Source organism: Halobacillus locisalis (genome assembly GCF_013694105.1).
Classification (GTDB): Bacteria; Bacillota; Bacilli; order Bacillales; family Halobacillaceae; genus Halobacillus; species Halobacillus locisalis.
In genome coordinates this window covers 229,995-249,030 of the sequence record NZ_JACEFG010000002.1, presented here as the reverse complement: position 1 = coordinate 249,030, position 19,036 = coordinate 229,995, and the positions used below count along the sequence as shown (strand labels likewise).

The 19,036-nt window shown below is 46.4% G+C and carries 19 protein-coding genes and 2 pseudogenes; 8 read left to right on the top strand and 13 right to left on the bottom strand.

Annotated elements, in window-relative coordinates; genetic code table 11:
- Positions 1-13: 13 nt before the first annotated feature.
- On the top strand, positions 14-331 hold the full coding sequence (locus H0266_RS08540) for a pyrophosphohydrolase domain-containing protein (RefSeq protein WP_343063240.1): 318 nt from the start codon (positions 14-16) through the stop codon (positions 329-331).
- 248 nt (positions 332-579) lie between these two features.
- Here H0266_RS08540 and H0266_RS08535 read toward each other — a convergent pair whose 3' ends face one another.
- The 9 genes from H0266_RS08535 to H0266_RS08495 form a co-directional block, all read right to left on the bottom strand.
- Positions 580-1,650 (bottom strand): branched-chain amino acid aminotransferase, encoded by a 1,071-nt coding sequence (locus H0266_RS08535; RefSeq protein ID WP_181471987.1) that lies wholly within the window; start codon positions 1,648-1,650, stop codon positions 580-582.
- 316 nt (positions 1,651-1,966) lie between these two features.
- Positions 1,967-2,662, bottom strand: a complete 696-nt coding sequence (locus H0266_RS08530; protein WP_181471986.1) for an MBL fold metallo-hydrolase — start codon at positions 2,660-2,662, stop codon at positions 1,967-1,969.
- A gap of 120 nt (positions 2,663-2,782) precedes the next feature.
- A complete protein-coding gene (locus H0266_RS08525; protein WP_181471985.1) occupies positions 2,783-3,946 on the bottom strand; it encodes an iron-containing alcohol dehydrogenase in 1,164 nt (387 codons plus the stop codon).
- A 104-nt stretch (positions 3,947-4,050) separates the two neighbouring features.
- Positions 4,051-4,506: a nucleoside deaminase gene (locus tag H0266_RS08520; RefSeq protein ID WP_181471984.1), complete on the bottom strand. Its 456-nt coding sequence runs from the start codon at positions 4,504-4,506 to the stop codon at positions 4,051-4,053.
- Between the two features lie 37 nt (positions 4,507-4,543).
- Positions 4,544-5,380: a metallophosphoesterase gene (locus H0266_RS08515; protein ID WP_246363826.1), complete on the bottom strand. Its 837-nt coding sequence runs from the start codon at positions 5,378-5,380 to the stop codon at positions 4,544-4,546.
- Entirely contained in the window at positions 5,380-7,080 is a 1,701-nt protein-coding gene (locus tag H0266_RS08510) for a M3 family oligoendopeptidase (protein ID WP_181471983.1), read from the bottom strand. Before H0266_RS08510 ends, H0266_RS08515 begins: the two co-directional genes overlap by 1 nt.
- Positions 7,081-7,194: 114 nt before the next feature.
- Positions 7,195-8,367 carry a type III PLP-dependent enzyme gene (locus H0266_RS08505; protein WP_181471982.1) on the bottom strand — a complete coding sequence of 391 codons (1,173 nt, stop codon included), beginning with the start codon at positions 8,365-8,367 and terminating at the stop codon, positions 7,195-7,197.
- 15 nt (positions 8,368-8,382) lie between these two features.
- Positions 8,383-10,290 carry an IucA/IucC family protein gene (locus H0266_RS08500; RefSeq protein WP_246363824.1) on the bottom strand — a complete coding sequence of 636 codons (1,908 nt, stop codon included), beginning with the start codon at positions 10,288-10,290 and terminating at the stop codon, positions 8,383-8,385.
- Entirely contained in the window at positions 10,287-12,038 is a 1,752-nt protein-coding gene (locus H0266_RS08495) for an IucA/IucC family protein (protein WP_181471981.1), read from the bottom strand. The genes H0266_RS08500 and H0266_RS08495 overlap by 4 nt, the downstream gene beginning before the upstream one ends.
- 221 nt (positions 12,039-12,259) lie before the next feature.
- On the opposite strand from H0266_RS08495, the gene H0266_RS08490 reads away from it, so the two are divergent.
- On the top strand, positions 12,260-13,006 hold the full coding sequence (locus H0266_RS08490) for a hypothetical protein (RefSeq protein ID WP_181471980.1): 747 nt from the start codon (positions 12,260-12,262) through the stop codon (positions 13,004-13,006).
- Between the two features lie 109 nt (positions 13,007-13,115).
- On the opposite strand, the gene H0266_RS08485 is transcribed toward H0266_RS08490, so the two are convergent.
- Together H0266_RS08485 and H0266_RS08480 are read right to left on the bottom strand one after the other, a co-directional pair.
- Positions 13,116-14,243, bottom strand: coding sequence for a hypothetical protein (locus H0266_RS08485; RefSeq protein ID WP_181471979.1), 1,128 nt, complete (start codon positions 14,241-14,243; stop codon positions 13,116-13,118).
- Entirely contained in the window at positions 14,233-14,772 is a 540-nt protein-coding gene (locus H0266_RS08480; RefSeq protein ID WP_181471978.1) for a sigma-70 family RNA polymerase sigma factor, read from the bottom strand. The genes H0266_RS08485 and H0266_RS08480 overlap by 11 nt, the downstream gene beginning before the upstream one ends.
- Positions 14,773-14,934: 162 nt before the next feature.
- Here H0266_RS08480 and H0266_RS08475 point away from each other — a divergent pair, with 162 nt between their 5' ends.
- The 5 genes and pseudogenes from H0266_RS08475 to H0266_RS08455 all read left to right on the top strand — a co-directional run bounded on the left by H0266_RS08475 (position 14,935) and on the right by H0266_RS08455 (position 17,945).
- On the top strand, positions 14,935-15,393 hold the full coding sequence (locus H0266_RS08475; protein WP_181471977.1) for a PH domain-containing protein: 459 nt from the start codon (positions 14,935-14,937) through the stop codon (positions 15,391-15,393).
- 118 nt (positions 15,394-15,511) lie between these two features.
- On the top strand, positions 15,512-15,700 hold the full coding sequence (locus tag H0266_RS08470; protein WP_181471976.1) for a hypothetical protein: 189 nt from the start codon (positions 15,512-15,514) through the stop codon (positions 15,698-15,700).
- 258 nt (positions 15,701-15,958) lie between these two features.
- A pseudogene (locus tag H0266_RS08465) lies at positions 15,959-16,185 on the top strand (P-loop NTPase family protein); the annotation flags it as partial.
- Between the two features lie 190 nt (positions 16,186-16,375).
- The gene (locus H0266_RS08460; protein WP_181471975.1) at positions 16,376-17,473 is read left to right on the top strand and encodes a flavin monoamine oxidase family protein; all 1,098 of its coding nucleotides are present in this window, start codon (positions 16,376-16,378) and stop codon (positions 17,471-17,473) included.
- 100 nt (positions 17,474-17,573) lie between these two features.
- The gene (locus H0266_RS08455; RefSeq protein WP_181471974.1) at positions 17,574-17,945 is read left to right on the top strand and encodes a VOC family protein; all 372 of its coding nucleotides are present in this window, start codon (positions 17,574-17,576) and stop codon (positions 17,943-17,945) included.
- A gap of 56 nt (positions 17,946-18,001) precedes the next feature.
- Here H0266_RS08455 and H0266_RS08450 read toward each other — a convergent pair.
- A pseudogene (locus tag H0266_RS08450) lies at positions 18,002-18,133 on the bottom strand (VOC family protein); the annotation flags it as partial.
- A gap of 82 nt (positions 18,134-18,215) precedes the next feature.
- Between H0266_RS08450 and H0266_RS08445 the strand changes: the two are divergent.
- Positions 18,216-18,692, top strand: coding sequence for a GyrI-like domain-containing protein (locus H0266_RS08445; RefSeq protein ID WP_181472804.1), 477 nt, complete (start codon positions 18,216-18,218; stop codon positions 18,690-18,692).
- 95 nt (positions 18,693-18,787) lie between these two features.
- Here H0266_RS08445 and H0266_RS08440 read toward each other — a convergent pair whose 3' ends face one another.
- Positions 18,788-19,003 (bottom strand): hypothetical protein, encoded by a 216-nt coding sequence (locus H0266_RS08440; RefSeq protein ID WP_181471973.1) that lies wholly within the window; start codon positions 19,001-19,003, stop codon positions 18,788-18,790.
- Positions 19,004-19,036 lie beyond the last annotated feature (33 nt).

Genomic DNA, 19,036 nt, shown 5'->3' with positions numbered 1-19,036 from the left:
AAAATACAACAAGTTGGTACGAGACAAAATCCCCGATATTATGGGAGCACTCGGAAAGAATTTCAACACCCGTACCCTCGATGAACCAGAGTATGCAGAATCGCTTCGAAAGAAACTGCAAGAAGAAAGCGAAGAATACTTAAACGCAGATAACAACCAAGACGCCCTTAAGGAGCTTGCGGATGTACTCGAGGTCATGCATGCCCTCGTCCAGACACACGGCGCGACTTTTGAGGAACTCGAACACATTCGTCAACACAAACGGAAAGAGCGTGGCGCTTTCAAGGACCGCGTGTATCTTATGGATGTTGAGGAAGAAAGAAACGCATAGAAAAACACATGATCCCAGCTCGTGGGGTCATGTGTTTTTTGATGATCTCTACGATTATAAACTTGATTTATAGTCAAAAGCGTCGAGACCGATTCCCTATCTACCACTTTTCGTTTACTAGTCTAGCAAAACCGTCGAGATAAGAGTTCTCTCCACCATTTCGATACCGACTATCTTCTAAAACCGACGTGATCGCGTCTCTCACTACCATTTCTAGCTCCAAACTCTATAAAAACGGCAGAGAGTCTTTACACTTCCACCGTCCAGCCATAGGCATCTTCGACGGAGCCACGCTGAATACCAGTGATCGTGTCATACAGCTTCTGAGACAGCGAACCGATTTCTCCGTCATTGATCGTCATCTTCCGTCCGAGCCAGTTCAGCTCCCCGACAGGTGAAATGACGGCAGCTGTTCCCGTGCCGAATGCTTCTTCCAACTTGCCTTCTTCATACGCTTCGTACAACTCTTCAATGGATATTCTGCGTTCTGATACAGGAATGCCCCATTTTTGCAGCAGCTCAATGATCGACATTCGTGTAATGCCTTTCAATATACTTCCGCTCAGTGCCGGCGTGACGACTTCACCGTCGATTTTGAAAAAGATGTTCATACTGCCCACTTCTTCGATATATCGTTTTTCGATGCCGTCGAGCCACAACACATCGGCAAGGCCCTCTTTATAGGCTTTGGCTTGGGCTTGGTAAGCGGACGAATAGTTTCCGGCCGTCTTCGCCATGCCTGTTCCGCCTTTTACCGCTCTCGTGTATTGTTCTTCCACGTTGATCTGTACGGGTTTGATTCCACCTTTGAAATAAGGACCGACTGGTGACAGAATCACCATCAGCTTGTACGTCTTTGAAGGCGCGACGGCTAGACTCGGTTCTGTCCCGATGATAAACGGACGAACATAAAGCGACGTCCCCTCGAAGGATGGCACCCAGTCCTGTTCGAGGCGAATCAATTCGACCAAGTATTCCATCACTTTTTCTTCATCAACCGGCGGGATACTCAGACGATCACTCGACAAGTTCAAGCGCTCCAAGTTTTTGTCAGGTCTGAATAAAAGCACGCGGTCATCTTCTGTACGATACGCTTTCATGCCTTCGAATACCGTCTGTCCGTAGTGGAAAATCATCGCCGCCGGGTCCAGCGTGAGTGGCTCATAAGGGACGATGCGCGGCTCGTGCCACCCTTTGTCCGATTCATAATCCATGACAAACATGTGGTCGGTGAACGTACGACCAAAGGCGATATCCTTCGATTGTGGCTTCTGCTTTTTATCGGTATTTTTCACGATGGTAATGGTTGACTGACTCATAGAATCGGCTCCTTTGTGTACGGCTCCCCTCTTTAATGAGGTGAAGCAGATAAGTATTAGTACTTATTGTACGGGCATCGTTTGAAAAATGAAAGGTTAAATACTTATTTTTCTGAATTTACTGTGAAGAGAAGGAGTCGACTTGCTTTTCTACCTTTTTGACTTATCAGAGGCGTTAAAAGAGTCATAAGACGATACATATGACCCTTTTATGAAAGGTCCGCTTCCAGAACGGTCGTTTGAACTTCCTTAAGACATTTTCAAACGTTGCCGGAGATCAAAACCGTCTTAAGAGCTTCCTTTTTTATAAAATGGCTCACCTTTTGGCACGTCTAATGGCCTTATTTACCGGCTCTACAGGATCATGAAGTAACGAACCATGACCGACCGCAAGCATAGAAGGCTTGAGATCCATCAACTTTTCCGCTGTCTGAATGGCAGCTTGTTTATCCCACGTAGCCCAGGCAGGAAAAGGAAAGGCCAAGCGTAAATCGCCCGATACCGCGATGCCTCCCCGTGTTTGAATCGCATCGCCCACGATCAACGATTGGTCCCGTGTATCGAAAAGAGCGATCATGCCCGGTGTATGCCCCGGCGCATGGACGACTTGCAGGGACCCGACACGATCTCCTTCTTTTAAAAAAGAGGAGACTTGCGTCCTCACGTTTTTCGGTACCCCACCTTTGATCGGGTTTCTTTCCCCTTTTTCAAGTGACGTATCGCCTGATAACAATTTTGCTTCGCGCTCTGACATCAGGACCTCCGCATTCGGCAACGCTTCCGTTAACGCATCCAAGGCTCCGACATGATCGCTGTGCGCGTGCGTGATGATGATTTTCTCAATCGGTTTGCCGATTTGTCGAGCGGTCTTCAAAATCGCTTTTGCACTATACGGCATGGCAGCATCAATCAGGGTGAGATGATCTTCTTCCTCGACGAGGTAGCAGTTGACAGGGAACAGGTTAGGGATAAAAGCGAGCTGGTAAAGATGGCGGACGTTGGTGACTTTCATGGTTCATCCTCCTAAAGAAACGAATAGTGTTCATTATATTCTATCGATTCCCCATATTTTCACAAGTGTTTTTTTGTAAATAAAAAAGGCGAACCCGTCTTCAGGTCCGCCTTCTGCTTATTATAAAGAACGTTTCAAAATGTCACGAACATCATCGTGGTTCAGTTCCTTGTATGTCCCGACACCAGGCTTGATAAAGGTTTTCTCGACCATAGAATCAAAATCACGATCATCGATATCGTAATCAGCCAGTCGGCTCGGTGCGCCGATCGAGTTCCAGAAGTTACGCAAGGCTTGCGCGCCTTCGCGAGCTACTTCAACATCCGATTTCCCTTCTGGATCAACACCGAGAACGTTAACTGCCAATTGCTTCACGCGGCTTGGATCATCCTCAAGCACATGCTCTAGCCAGTTCGGGAATAGAATGGCCAACCCACCGCCGTGAGGGATATCATAAATAGCGGAAATGGCGTGCTCGATTCGGTGGGTCGCCCAGTCGCCTCCATCTGTTCCATTTTGTAACGTCCCATTAAAGGCCGTTGTACTGATATACATCATCGTTTCACGGTGTTCATACGACTGCAAATCTTCCACGAGTTTTGGTCCTGTTTGAATCGCTGTACGCAACAAGGACTCAATGAAGCCGTCAATCATCGGAGTGTTCTCGGTGCGATGGAAGTAGTGCTCAAGCGCATGTGACATGCTGTCGACGATGCCGTAGACGGTTTGATTCTCGGGTACGGAGAACGTGTTCTCGGGATCTAAGATAGAGAAGGTCGGGTACACATGTGGAGAGCCCCAGCCTAGCTTGTCGTTCGTTTCCCAGTTCGTAATTACGGACACCGCATTCATCTCAGAGCCCGTGGCCGCAAGAGTCAGCACGGTGCCTAGTGGCAGTGCATCTTCAATGGGCGCTTTTTGTGTAATTAAATCCCATGCATCTCCATCATACTTGGCACCGGCAGCAATCGCTTTGGTACAGTCAATGACACTTCCGCCACCTACAGCCAGAAGGAAGTCGACGCCTTCTTGTTTGCAGATGTCTACGCCTTTCCTCACTGTCGTCAGACGCGGGTTCGGTTCAACACCTGACAGCTCGAATACTTCGGCATTCACGGATTTTAATTGGTTCATCACATCATCATAGACACCGTTACGCTTAATGCTTCCTCCGCCATAAACGATGAGCACTTTAGAGGATTCCGCAATTTCCGCTGAAATCTGTTCGACCTGCCCTTCTCCGAAATACAGTTTCGTCGGGTTATATTGTAAAAATGTATTCATTTCTAGCACCTCAATTTCATTATTTGCCCCATCATCTTATCACGATAGGTGACGAAGGTGTTATCCAAAGGTTTCAATAGAAACGATCAATAAAAGCGATACGCCTATCCGAATGTGTATCCTTCAAAAGCCTTCAATCCTTCTTTATTGAGAATAGGACCGACGACCTCTGTGTTGCTCGGACTCTTCTCAAAGACATGCCCACTAGAGATCATAATATTGTCTCCCGCAATGTCAGCCAGCTGATCGTGCGACACACTGTAGACGACTTTCCCCAAATTCGCCCACACCATTGCTCCTGTACACATGACGCACGGTTCACAGCTCGTGTACAACGTATAGTCGCTTAAATCAAACACACCCTGTTCCGAACAATAATCTCGTATCAAACCGATTTCTGCATGATAAGTGGGATCGCTGTTAGAATGAACTTTATTTTCTCCTACTTTGACGACCTCATTCCCTTTCACCAGCAAGGCGCCAAAGGGTTCATTTCCAGCTTCTCTCGCTTGTAAAGCCAGTTCGATGGCTTGCTCCATAAATTGCTCATCAGTCTTCATGTCTCTTCCTCCTAGATGTCAAATTGATCGGCCAACACTACCGATCCTTTTTCAAAATCACCGTTACGACCTCTGGACGATTAAAAAAGCGTTGCGGAAAAATACTATTGCCAAGTCCCCTGCTGACGACTAGTGTTGTGCCGTTTCCTTCGTATGAACCTTCCGTGTATGTCGGAAGTATCCCCTGTCCGGGCGCAACGAATCCCCCAATCAAGGGCAGCCTGAACTGACCGCCGTGGGCATGTCCGGAGAAAACTAAGTCAAGCGGCATCTGTTGATACAAGTCAAAATGCTCCGGACGATGGGAGAGCAAAATCGTGAATTTTGACTTTGCCTCTTCTACAAGTCGGTCCAGGGGATCCATGCGGACAGTTGCGTGTCCCGGCCGTTTGTCAGGGTCATCGAGTCCGATGATTGTAATCGAGTCATCCATACGCTCGATTTCGTCCATGTCGTCCTGCAACACACGGATGCCTCGTCCACTCAGTTGTTCAATCAGATCCTCCGCTTTACCGGAGTCCCATTCATGATTACCTGTTACATAATAGACGGGAGCGGTCTGCTTCAAACGGTCAAGCAATGTGATACCCGCTTTAAAGTTATTGCGATTGCGATCAATTAAGTCGCCTGTAAATACGATCAGGTCCGGCCGCTGGTCATTTACTTGTTCTACGAGTCTCGATTGGTCCTCACCAAACCATTTGCTATGCAGGTCGGATAAATGAACGATCCGGAACCCATCGAACACTTCTGGAAGTTCAGCGGTCTTTATCGTATGACTCGTCTGAGTTAACACATTATCTTCTATATAAAGAACGATGGTGATAACAGCCAATGGCATCAGCACCATCAGCCATTTCCTTACCCTATCCATTACACCGACATGTTCTCCACTTCAGCGATTTCCTTTTGCAAAAAGGCCATCAGTTCCTGGATCATGTCTCCTGAAAAATCAAAACGAATCCCAGCCGCTTCAAAAACCTCGGGCAACGACTTCGTATTTCCGAGCGCGAGCGCCTGCTTGTAACGCTCCATCGTCCCCTCCGGATCTTCTTTATATTGCTTATACATTTGGACAGCACCAAGCTGGGCAATCACATACTCGACGTAATAGAACGGCACCTCGAAAATATGCAGGATGAACAGCCATTCTTTTTTGCGCACCTCTTCATAGCCATTCCAGTCCACGATGCCGGAAGATAACTCACGGCTAAGCTCTGCGAATTTCTCCATCCGCTCTGCTTTCGTATGATCAGGGTTTTCATACATCCAATGTTGGAAGGCATCGACGCGGATTCCGGATGGCAGGAAGCTGATGATATCACGCAGCACATCGAGTTTCGCCTGCTTCTGCTCGGCCTTGGTGTAGAAGTGATCCCACTGATCCATCGTGAGTAATTCCATCGTCATACTCGCAAGTTCAGACGATTCCATCGGGGTCTCACGGTCATGGGACAAGGGCAAGTGACGTGTGAAGTCATTATGGATACAATGCCCCATCTCATGGAAAAGGGTGAGCATATCATCATGTGTTTGGGATGCATTCATGAAAATAAATGAGAGTTCAGATACAGGAAGCGGTGTACAGAAGCCACCCGGTGATTTGTTTTTCCGCGTCTCTAAATCAAGCATGCCGCGTTCATTCATCACATCGATCAGCTCTTTGAATCTCGGACTCAACTCCCCAAGCGCATCCGAGGTTTTGCCTACAAGTTCGTCCCGATTGTCAAAAGGCTTAAGCGGCGAGCGATCAGCTGGAACGGCTTTTCTGTCGTATGGCTTCAGTGTATCCACACCGAGCTCCGCTTTTTTCTGCTCATCTATTTTTCTAGCGACGGGAACGACGTGTTCCTGGATCGATGCCGAGAGCTGCTTACAGTCTTCCGGCGAATAATCAAAGCGCTCATACTTCTTGAACATATAATCTCGGTAATTGGCGAGTCCGCTATTGGCCGCTTTTTGTTTACGAAGCTTCATCAATTCGTCCATGATGTCCTGAAGATCATCCTCAACCGTCGATAAAGCACCGAATATCTTATCAAACGCCGATTGACGAACGTCCCGGTCCGGATTCTCAAGGAGTGGAAACAGCTCAGGAATCGTTTTCTCTTCCCCATCCCATTCAGCCGTCAGTCCACCCGTCAGTTCAAAGTAGCGCGTCGCCAAACGATCCTCTTCGACTTCAAGCGCAATATTCTCTTCACGGAAAAGCTCGATGGCATTTTCTTTGCTTCGCAGCAAACGTCCGTAAACTTCTGTGTCCAGCTCGTCCTTAAATGGACTGTTCATCAGCTTCTCATCAAGCTTGGCTGTGTATGTTTTGATCAATGGTTCAATTTTATGTTGATCGTGTTCAAACCGCTGTTTCGCTTCTTCACTTTGGTTATGGGCTTGAAAATCGATGTAATGTCCGTCTAATGCTTCACGGAGTTCATCGTAGAAAGCCGATACGTCTTTGAGCCATCCTTCAATGTCAGCAACCGATTCGAATGGTTGCTGTAGTAGGATTTCCAGCTTTGCCTCGATAGCTTCAGTATCTTGCAGGTTGTGTTTTTCTATGTAAATCGTGCTCATGTTTCTTCCTCCTTTGTCTACCACTTGGTACTATTCGATACAGTCATTCAAAATCCTTTTTTCACCTACATGAATGAACCCACTACCCGATTCGGCAGTGGATTCATCATCACATTACGCTTCATCTATATATAAAATCTCAGGTTCAGGATGACTCAAGAACTCATGATGCGAAATCGTCCATGCATAGGCCCCCGCATACTCGAACACGACAAGATCCCCCGCTCTCAACCTCTCTACGAATTCCTGTCTGACGAGCACATCATTCGGCGTGCAGAGTTCGCCAGCAATAGTCACGTCGTCTCGTTCGATTCCAGGACGAAGAAATGGATAGTTCCATTCCTCTTTCGCTAAAACGTGGAAAGGGTGACTCATTTTCCAAGCGGCAGGCAAGCGCAGGTGATGCGTGCCTCCCCGGATGACGGCGAAGTTCTGACCGTGATTGCGTTTCACATCGAGAACTTCGGTCACATATGATCCACAGGCGGCGGTCATATAGCGGCCGATTTCAATGATCAGTTGGACGTCTTCAGAATCCAATTCCGCTATTCCTTTGGCGAGCGTATCCCAGTCGAACGGTTGTGATGGATTCCAATAATTGATACCGACGCCACCGCCGATATCGACGACAAGGGCGTCCAAATCGAACCGTTCGCGCCAGGCGGCGGACTTATCGAGGCATGCCTCTACAAAACGGACGTGAGCTTCTGCGTCCAAGTTATTCGACATCGCATGGAAATGGAAACCTGCGATGGTCACATTCTCAGACGCGAGCGCCTGCTCGATGAAAGGTGGAATGTCTCGTTCATCGACGCCGAACTGCGTCGGGACGCCGGACATTCGCAGGTGACTGTCCGATACATTTTCGCTCAAATTCACACGGATCAAAATCGGTGCTGTGACGCCTTTTTGTTCGGCTAAATAGTTGATCCGGTGAAGCTCATGGAAGCTTTCGACGTTCAGGTACTCCACGTTCGATTCGAGTGCCGCTTCGATCTCGCGGTCTTTCTTGCCAGGCCCTCCGAAAATCATCGACTTCTCTGATACGGCTGACACTTTTTCAATCTCTCCGGCGGAAGCGACCTCGAAGCCATCGACAATCGGCTCGAGCGTCTCAAGCAAAGGACAGTCGGGATTCGCTTTGACCGCATAATAAAAGCGGCACGAATCGGGCAGACTCGCTTTCAGGGATTCGGCATGCTGACGCAACTGGTGTAAATCATAGACATATGCACAAGTCGGTTCCTCGTCGTTTCTTTGGTTTAAGTAGGTTTGGACTGCGTTCATAATGGGCTCCTTTTCTTACGATAACGGGTTCGGTACTTCGGTATAATGGTAGGCTTTACTGTCGGTCAGACGCATGTGCGTAAGCGACTTATGCATGACCGTCGGCTGATACAAGAAGGCGCGGTCTTCCGCGATTTGTTCGTGCAGCCCTTCTTCTTTCGCTAACGTATCAAGCGTTTGGTCACACACTTTTTTCACTTGCTGCCAAAGGACGGACTCATCGACCTCGCCATATGTCGTCAGCTGACGGATGATTTCGCCTAAATGGTTTTGAAAAACAGTATAGTAGAGCTTGTTGTGCATGTCGGACAAATCGTTCGTCACGGACACAGACCCAGGTGCAAAATCTGCGGCGATGCCCTGCTTCTCAAGCCGTGGTTCATACACACGTGCACCGCCCCAATCACGGAAGAAAAATCGGGATAGGCGGCCATTTTTGAAAACAGGCAAACTATTTTGCAGATGACCTTCAAGCGCAATGCCGTATTTGACCATAAGTGTCATGTACCCTGGGATCACCGTTTGGATGTATTGTTGGAAAAAGTCGAGCACATGCTGTCCGGATTCCTCTACCAGTTCATGAAGAACCGTTTTTCCGCTCATCGGGGATTCAGCATACAACGCCATCCCCGCGATGGCTATTTCACCTTCCTGCAAGTGCGCATCAATGCTTTCGCGGATGAGCATCGTCAGGTTACGGCTTTTCAATTCGTCATCCGAATCAAAGGCCGCTCCCGCCGTTTCGTTCAATGGAACAAATCGAGGCAGGTCTTCCCGCTCCATGACTGTCTCCATCATCGAGGTAAAAGCGGTCGAATTCATCGCCGTTTGTTTTGAGATCGAGCGCACGGTCGAGGTCATCTGACTATTGACGGCAAGCTTGATGACAGGCGTCTGATCCCCGCGCGGACTGACCGTTCGGAAGGAAGACGTGGCGTCCGCTTGCATTATGACGTCTTCTAACAGAAGCACGTCTCCCGACTCAATTTCTTCTTTATAAATAGATGGAATGGCGTGTTCATACTGCCACGGATGGACCGGCAGCACTTCATAGTTGTCTGGGTCGTATCCTTTTTGTTGCAGCTCTACCTGAGCCTGCTCCCACGTATCTGAAAAATCCTTCTTCAAGAGTTGCGCACTTGTCGTGAGCAGTCGATCGTGCAGCACCCCGACAAACCGGACATCAAACGACTGATGGAATTCCGGCGAATAGCGCGTCACGTCCGCGTATGTCAGGCCAAGCTTCGTTTTTGCACCGGGGTGCAGGTGATGGCCGTCGACGACAAGCTGCTCGAAGAATAAACTCGGTGAAAATTGCGGGACGATCGCTTGCTGTTTCTTCACATAATCGAGCGTATTCAAGGATCCCAACCGCTGCACATGCGTTTTCCACTTCTCGTGGTGCATGAGGGCGAGCGTCAAGTTGGCGGTGCCGTTATCCAGCTCTTTCATGAACGTGTCGACGTTCGGATGGGCGCTGTCTTTGAACAGAAGCTCGACGAGTTCAGATGCTGTCGTAATCGGCCTGACTCCAAGGTCATCGACAAACAGGATATCCCCGGTCGTTTCGACGCGGCGGAAGGAAAACTCAGACAGGACAGGAAATACGATGGCATACCCTTCTTGTACGGTGAGCTTATAGGTAACGTTTTCTAAAAAAGGGTACGATTCCAGCTGTCTTGAATAGGGGTGGGCCGCTGTCTCGGTCACGTTGATGGCGTTCGTATAAATCTGATCGATATCCTCCCTTAAAATCGCGGAGGCCAGTTTGTGCAGGATGCCTTGGCGGCCGCCTTCGACTTGATCGAGGAAGCGCGGGACATCGTCTGGATTATCGGCCATCAGGGCGTTCAGGCAGGTGCGTTCTTCTTTCAGCATATCGGAATCGAGCGTGACGCGTTGTTTTGTCATCGGCATCGTCATGGTTCGAACACCTCATTTCTAGTGCGTAACGGGTTGGCGGTGGTCACGTACATGTTCTCTGTGAATCGGTTCGTCATGCGCATTTTTACGAGCGCCTTCATCGTGGATGTTTCTGAAAATAAAAGCGGCTCATCTACGGCGACTTCTGGTGTCTCTTTCTGCAATGTTCGGTATGTTTCTCGGACGACCTCTGCGACGGGCTGCCATAAACGGGACTCATCACTACCTTTACGTGCGAGTGCGACAATCATTTCTCCTAAATGGTTATGAAGCAATGCGTGAGAAAAGACGTGCAGCAACTCTGCTGGATTGTCGGTCGGCAGATTCGTGCTCGGGTCGATTTCGGTTTGGGCAAATTGGTTCAAACGGTCGTTCATGATGCGGATGCCGCCATAATCGCGTAGGATGACGCGCTTCGGTTCGGCTTCTTCAAAAATGACTACAACGTTTTGAAGATGGGCTTCCATGCTGATGCCATATTTCGTAATCAATGTCAGAATACCCGGCAATAATATGGAGGCGTATTGTTTGATGAACGCCTCCGCAGTGGTTTTTTGATGGTCAATCAAGTCTTCCATAACCAGCTTATTCGTCACGGGAGATTCGGCCATCAAGGCAGCGGCAGGAATGGCGATTTCTCCTTGTTTCAGGTCGCGTTCTGGATTTTCGCGAAGGATCGCAGCCAGGTTCTTTTGTAAAAAGTGTCGGTTATCGTTGTCACCCGCTGGTTCATAGTGGATGCCCGCCGACTCTTTCATGACCGAAACGGGATACGATAAGTCTTCGAATACTCCCTCTAACAGCCGGGATAACGTCGGACCGTTTTTCGTTGAGGCGGCTGAAACCGTTCGGACGGCGCTCGTCATCTGCACGTTCACAGCCGTCTTGATATGGTGCTTCATCTGATTGTTGAACGGTGCGAGCGTGCGGAAAGAGATCAGCGCCGCGGTATCGATACCGACACGATCCAGCGCAACGAGCCCTCCATCATGAAGGGCATGGGCGTAATATTTAGGAATCGTATGCTCGAGCTGCCACGGGTGGACCGGAATCAATTCGTACTCCTCAGGAGCGAGCCCTCTTTCGTAGAAAGCATGCTCCACTTCCGGGTATTCATCAAAAAGGATTTGCCGTGGTGACGCGCCTGTTTTTTGGAACAATCCTTTTTTGACAGCCATCGGAATGACTTGCGGACGCCCCTGCCATTCCGGCGCGTAGGTGGCGACGTCTTCCGTTGTCATTCCGAGACGGGTACGGGAACACGGGTGAATCGTATGCCCTTGAATGACCCACTGCTCGAAGAACGAAAGCGGGCTCTGGATACCTGGATGCTTCGCGTATTCAAATACATCAGAGGCATCTGTGTGGATGTCAGATTGGCGCTTTTCTGCAATCGCAAGCGCTAGTGTGTAATTGTCTATACTATCAGCGATTTCGGTTTTCAATCTCTGTTCCTGTTGTTGAAAAAGGAGGTCAAGTAACTGACCGGCTGTTGTGACGGGCTCACTTTTCCATTGGATGGAATCTATATCGATATGTCCGAGTGTATAGCGGTGCGTGATTTCGACGTGCACATCCGCTTCTTTGGCTGGAATCGTAATCATATGGTCAGACGTCCACTCATAAGGGACGATATTTTCACGTATAATGGCTTGCACAAGCTGATGCAGCACGGCTTTCTCTGCTTTTTTTCTATATCGATCATCGTTACGTGCGAATTCTATTAGAAGCTTTCCCTCTTCATTCATCTCTCTTTCACCTCATCTAATGGAAGCTACTTCTTCTTGTCTTCTTATTCCCTGATTAGAACAATGATAATCAAATCTAGGGGCCCACAAAAGGACGCTCCTTTAGCTTACGAAAACCGACGTGCCGTTTATACCTACAGAAAGTTGTCCATTTCAGGGAATTGCCTTATAATTGATAATAGTTATCAGTTCATAAAAAATCAATGTGGGAGTCATGTTCTATGAATACTGCATTCGAACAAATAAAAAATGATCACCGAATTTATATAGGATCCGAATATGAGGAGCGCGTAGATGTGCGAGTGGAAGACCTGATTCATGACCATTTAACGGTGATGAATGTGCTGAAACAGCAGCGAAAAGGGGTGGATGCCCCGAACGTATCAATCACCGGCCTGTTATTCGGGAAAATGTATTCCGTTTTTACAATGGGATTTTTTCAGTCGATGATCGAACAGAACGTCATCATCGATACAGATCCGTCCCATTTCGGGATTGAACTCGAGGAGAAAAATCGGATGAATTATATCGTTCCGAGTGAAGCGGTTCACCAGATGGATGAGCTTTCGGAAGAGCGAGTCAAACAGCTCATCAAGGCCTTCATCACCGATCATTTACAGCCTCTATTCCAAAAGGTCGCTCAAATCTCCTGCTGTAAATCGACGCATATGCGCTCGATTGTGTCGCATAACTTGCACCAGCGGAAGTGCGCGCTTGAAAAGGAAAAACCGGAACTGAAAGAGAAAATCGAGAAGGTGTTCCACTGGCTGACGTCCGATGAATTGTTCAAAGAAAACCGGCGCAACCCCCTCCACTTCGATTTCCGCTACTATACGGCGGATAACGGCAAAGAGACGTATGTCCGCAGACATTGCTGCATGAAATACATGCTGCATGACGGGAATAAAGCGAAGTGCTGCGCGACGTGTCCGTTGATTTCGGATGAGGAGCGGGATGAACGGTTATAGCAATTGAAAAAAGTGCCTGACCCTAACGCGTTACTTAACGCAGAGGGCAGGCACTTTTTATTTAGCGAGCTTATTTATCGGCTGAACTTGGCAGATTGCTCGTTGATTCTCACCAACGTACATCAATGCCTTCAAACTGTAATTTTTCATAATCGGGCACCACCGCGGGATCGACCCTTACGATGGTCAAGGACTCTAACTTCAGGATGTCTTCTGCGGTGCCCTGGAAGGAAGAATTGATTAAGTTCAAATACTGAACATTTTGCATGCCCTCCGCCACACTGCTCAAATCATTTACTGTGGGACCAATGAAGGTGACTTGTTCTAAACTTGGAACTTCCTTCAGTAACTCTCCAGGAATGATTGCTTGATTCAGCTTCAGTACCCTCAAGGACTTCATCGCTTCGAAATAAGCTGGGTCCGCTGTCACTTCAAAAACCTCATTTAAGTGGGAAGCATTAATCGTCAATTCTTCGAGTTCCAGCAAGTCGCCTTTCGTAAGCTCGTCAGGTTCTTTATCTAAGGAACGTGCGATAGATCGCAACGTGAGGTCTTTCATGGAAACCGGTTGGTCCGCTCCCACCACTTTTGCGAATTCCCTTCCCCTAGGATTAGGGCTGAACCTTTCTTTTGTTAAGGATTCTCCATCCTCAGATAGATAGGTGAGCTCAGCTGAAGTCAGAACGTTGTGTTCATCATCCCATTGAATAACCAAAAACAAGTCGAGCTCGCTATTTTGGAAAGCTTCCAGTGAGGGTGGTGTGTCGGAAATATTAGGCCCATCCACATCTGGTGAGAAAACGATAGACACTCTTTCCCCCTCCTCTCCCTGTGTGGATGTTAATTCCTTTCCATTCAGAGATTGAATAGTATCCATCATTTGATTTTTCTTCGGCCTACTCAGCGCGACATCTTTAATTTCTTTAATCTTCTGATCGAGCGTCGGCGGATCCTCCTGATCTTCTGGCTCCTCTTCAGGAACCGGTTCGTCTTCGACTACTCCCACATCAGGAGAAGCAGGGGATTGGAATGGATTCCCCGATGTGAAAAAGTAAACGGATCCAGCCAAGATGAGTAAAGTGGCCATGGCCGTCAACAACCTGGGAAAGCCCTGGTTCCACCAAGATCCTCGTTTCTTTTGTTTATTGGCGTAAAAGCGTTCACGGTCTTCCTCCGTGAATAAAGGTTTTTCACTGATTTGACGATCCACCGCCTTTTTTATATTGTTAGGATCCAAGATTCAGTCCCTCCTCGCAGGCTTGTTTTTTCACCATTTGACGAGCACGTTGCATGCGCGTTTTCACTGTGGATAAAGGCGTATCGGTCACGTCCGCAATTTCTTTTTGGGACATATTTTGTTGAAAGGTAAGAATCATCACTTCACGATATTTAATGGGCAGGTCCAAAATCACCTTTGCGATTTCATCCCATTGTTCTTTTTGGATCACGGTCTCTTCAAGGTGCTGAGGATCTTTTTTATCTAACCATTGATCTTTCACAATTTTGATTCGGTGAAGAGGAGAGCGCAAATAATCTTTACATCGATTAATCGCAATTCTGATCGCCCACGTCTTCAATTGAGATTGTCCATGGAATTGGTCCCACTTCCGATAAATCAGGATAAGCACATCTTGAAAAAGGTCGTCGGTCGTGTGGTGATTTTTCACATAAGTATAGATGGTACGTTTCAGCACCTCACCATAATGGTGCATAATGTATTCGATTGCTTCGTCACGTGAGAAGTCTACTTGAGTATTTCCGGTCACCGGGCTCTCCCCCTTTCTTCAACTATTAGACGTCGGAAAGTTGTCAAAGGTCTCAATCAAAAAAATGTTTTTAAAATTTACCCCCATTTAAATTAATAAATTACAAAAAAAGGAAACCTTAAGACTTGTTGAAACGTATAGTTAGTCGAAGGAGTGATGAACGTGTACTTTCCATCTAAGAAAGACATTTGGCTATCCCTACTATATTGGGGAGTGATCCTTTTTATCGTTCTAATTTATATTTTTGGTGGAGAGCCTGTCGGAATGCAACTCATCACCTATAAGAGTGTATTAGGTTATGTGCTGAGCGCATCGACCATAGGGTTGCTGTTGTGGATATGGTTTAGAACAGGATATAAGCTTGTTGATGGGATCATAAAAGTTCAGTATGGCCCGTTTAGACGCACTATAACTATAAAAGAAATCAAGAAGTTAAATAAAAATATGAGCCCCTTTATGGCGCCTGCTCTATCAGTGGACCGCTTAGAAATTCTCCATAACAACTACAAGATCATCCATGTATCTCCTAAAAATGAAGAGGAATTTATTAGATTATTGGTAAAAGAAAACCCCAAAATCCAAATAAGTCATAAAATTTATAGTGAGAATCTCCAGCAATAGATACACTTTTTTTCGTAATCTTAAATTTGATATTTTAGTTTTTACACGATCATCACTCTTTTCGAAGAATTTGAATTTAATGGTACGGTTGAAAAACCTAATAACAGGAGTGATATGTTTGGGTGCCTTTGTAGCTTTAGTGATTATTGCGTTAACTGTAGTCGTTGATTTTTTCTGGTTGGATACCAAACGAAAGCGTTGGGCTTGGATGGAAAACTGGACAAAAGCTCTGAAAGGATTATTTTTTTCTGGGTTTATACTTGTATCCATTCTCATTTATGTAGGACTCAGCCTTGAGTATTTATAAACAATCTTCCTCATCGTTATGAACAAGATGAACTCCCTTCGATAGCTGAAGATACAGTAGGATTCATTACCATAACCAAGACTAAAAAGATCAAAAAGTGGCTTTCCTACCATCCTCAACGCGTGGTGGGAAAGCCACTTTTACTATTTCCAGAATCGTCATAGGCTGATCATAAAAAGGAACAGGCCGTAATTAATAGAGAAGGAAAAAATTAAAAGAATACGGAAGATGAATAAGTAAGTACAAAACGATGGGGTGATAACGTTATGGAATCCTATTTTACGAGGAAATTCAGGTAGTGGAAAAACAACGATTGCGAAACTACTTAAAAATCATTTAGGACAAGGAACACTCTTGGTTTCTCAGGGTGTCGTCCGCCGTGATATGCTGAAAGTTGATGATCGAGACGGGAATTTTCTAACGATTTGATTCATCAAATTGCAGAATACAGAAAAGGGAAGTATGAATGTTCTTACTTGCCTGGTGGAATCCAGACGATTTGCTTGGAGTTGAGGGCAAGACTTTATTCACTAATGAAAAGTCACGAAATGATTAACTGGAAATTATAACCGTAATAATGGATGTAAAATCAATTAAATAAAAGCTATAAACATAGCAGACTGTCATCACAAGACATTTGCTTAGATTTAAATATGAACAGATGGAGGGAAGAATATGAACAAACCAGTCGTCATTGTTGGTGCCGGACTAAGTGGCCTGCACGCCGCTTCACTACTTGCTGCACAAGGCATCGACTGCAAAGTTTTAGAAGCAAGAGACCGATTAGGCGGTAGGGTCTTGAGCACTTCTGTTCCAAACAGGCCTGACCTAGGGAAGTTCGACCTCGGCCCGACATGGTTCTGGCCACAGTATGAAAAGGCGATCACAAATCTTGTAAAAGAACGGAATATAAGAACGTTCGAACAATACACAAAGGGATCCATGCTCTCAGAACGCTCCCCAAACATGACGCCAGAGAAGCTTGTCCTCCCAGAAAATGCGATCCAAACATCGATTCGCTTTAGCGGTGGTGTCCAATCCCTCATTGATGCGGTAGCGGAAACGATCCCTTCTGATGTGGTAGAGCTTGAAACGCGTGTGTCGGCCATTCGACTTGATGAAGAAGGTTCGATCACGGTTGAGACAGCTCGTGCTGGAAGCAGAAACGAAATACCGGCAAGTGCTGTCATTCTCGCCTTGCCGCCTCGAATTGCCGAACGTCACATTGCATTTTCTCCTTCGTTAGCAGAAAAACTGATCACGGACCTGAAAAGCAAATCCACGTGGATGGCAGGACAAGCCAAGGCGGTTGCCATTTATGACCGGCCCTTTTGGCGCGATTCAGAACTCTCAGGATTTGCAACGAGCTGGGTCGGTCCCTTGCAGGAAATCCATGATGCTTCTCCTGAAACAGGATCAGGTGCCTTATTCGGGTTCTTCGGCATGCCAGCGAAAACGCGCCAAGAACTAGGGAAAGATAGGGTTTTGCAACTGGTGAAGGATCAATTCGTCAGGCTATTCGGCCCCTCTGCCGATAACGCAAAGGCCTGGTTATACAAAGATTGGGCCACAGACTCCGAAACGGCTGTGGAGGAAGACTTAGAGCCGCTTAGAGATTTTCCGAGCTATGGAACACCACCGCAATCAGGATTATGGGATAAGAAAATCATTTTTGCTGGGACGGAGACGAATTCGCAATATGGTGGTCACCTTGAAGGAGCACTGATTTCAGCTGAAAAAGCTGTTGCTGAAATCAACCAACTAATAAAATAACTACTTTCATACTTAAGGGAATATAGGCATTCATTTTAGAAGGGTTTACCGATGAAGTAATAGAATCCTTATGTAAAACCATTCATAAGGAGGAGACACGATGGAATTAGGCGCATTTTCTATTAGTTTGAATGTAAAAGATATTCATCGATCGAAGGCATTTTATGAGAACTTGGGGTTTGAGGCATTTGGCGGAAACATCGACCAAAATTGGTTGATTATGAAGAACGAAGATACCGTGATCGGCCTTTTTCAAGGGATGTTTGAGAAAAACACCCTCACATTCAATCCAGGTTGGAACCAAAATACAGAGAACCTCGATGACTTCACGGATGTGCGTGATTTACAGAAAAAGTTGAAAGAAAAAGGTGTGAAAATCATACAAGAAGCGGATGAACAAACAGAAGGGCCAGCCTTTATTACGCTGGAGGATCCGGACGGCAACCCCATATTGATTGATCAACACCGTTAATCATAGAAAAACAGAAAAGGCGTTATGAGGACGCCTTTTCTCATATAGAAAAGCCTCTATTTTGCCTGTTCATCTGGTTGATGTACCCCAAAGATATTCCCTTCAGGCTCTTTATAGTACCCCTGCCATGCCATGCCAGGCAAAGCATACTTCGGCAAGGCGACCACGCCACCATGATCGAGAATTTCAGCTGAAAGCATATTCGTAAAGGATACGTAAAAGGCACGATAGAATATAATAGATATGTAATATAAATCCATATAAGGAGAGATTACCATTCCGCAAAATACTGTAAAAGAAATAGGCGAAGTCAAATTAGTAGGATTCAGAGTCTTGTGTGAAGGTGAAAGATACATGGAAGAAATTCCAAAAGCTGCTCGATCGCTTAACAAAAGGAAAAAGGAGATTAAACATGTCACCGATTCTGGCAGGCATGTGGGGGCTTTTGTGGTCGAAGAATCCTCACCTGAGGAAGATGGCTATTGGATTGGTGTTCAAGTACGAGATTATGAAGATATTCCAGAAGGGATGACGACCCTGACCATCCCTCCCCAACAATATGCTACAACCCTACACAAAGGACCGAACGATCAGATTAGAACGAGTTATGCAGCTTTACATAAATGGATTGAAGAAAAAGGGTACACACGTGCCGACAATCGTTGGAATCTAGAACGTTATCATGAGGAAACAGATCCGGAAAATCCTTCTGATGTTCATGTTGAGCTGTGCGATTCGATTTTATAGATGGGAAAAATCAGCCTGATATATGTATGTGAACCATTAAAAAGACCTGACCCACATATATAGGATTTCCTTCCGGTGTGGATCAGGTCTTTTTTCTATTGTTTTAAATCAAAACCGTATAAGAAAGCCACAAGATTGTCAAAATCTTCATCAGAGGAACATTCAATCTGCAAATCAATGAAGGTCATCACAACCTCTTCATCATCAAACGGAAAATGGCTATTATCGACGTTACTCAGGATCTCCCTATTGGACAACCCCTTCTCTCGTAACACCTCAACGGCTTGCTGCATTGCAGATACTTCTGCCATTGTACCCCTCCTTATTTAACTTAATGATCTGTC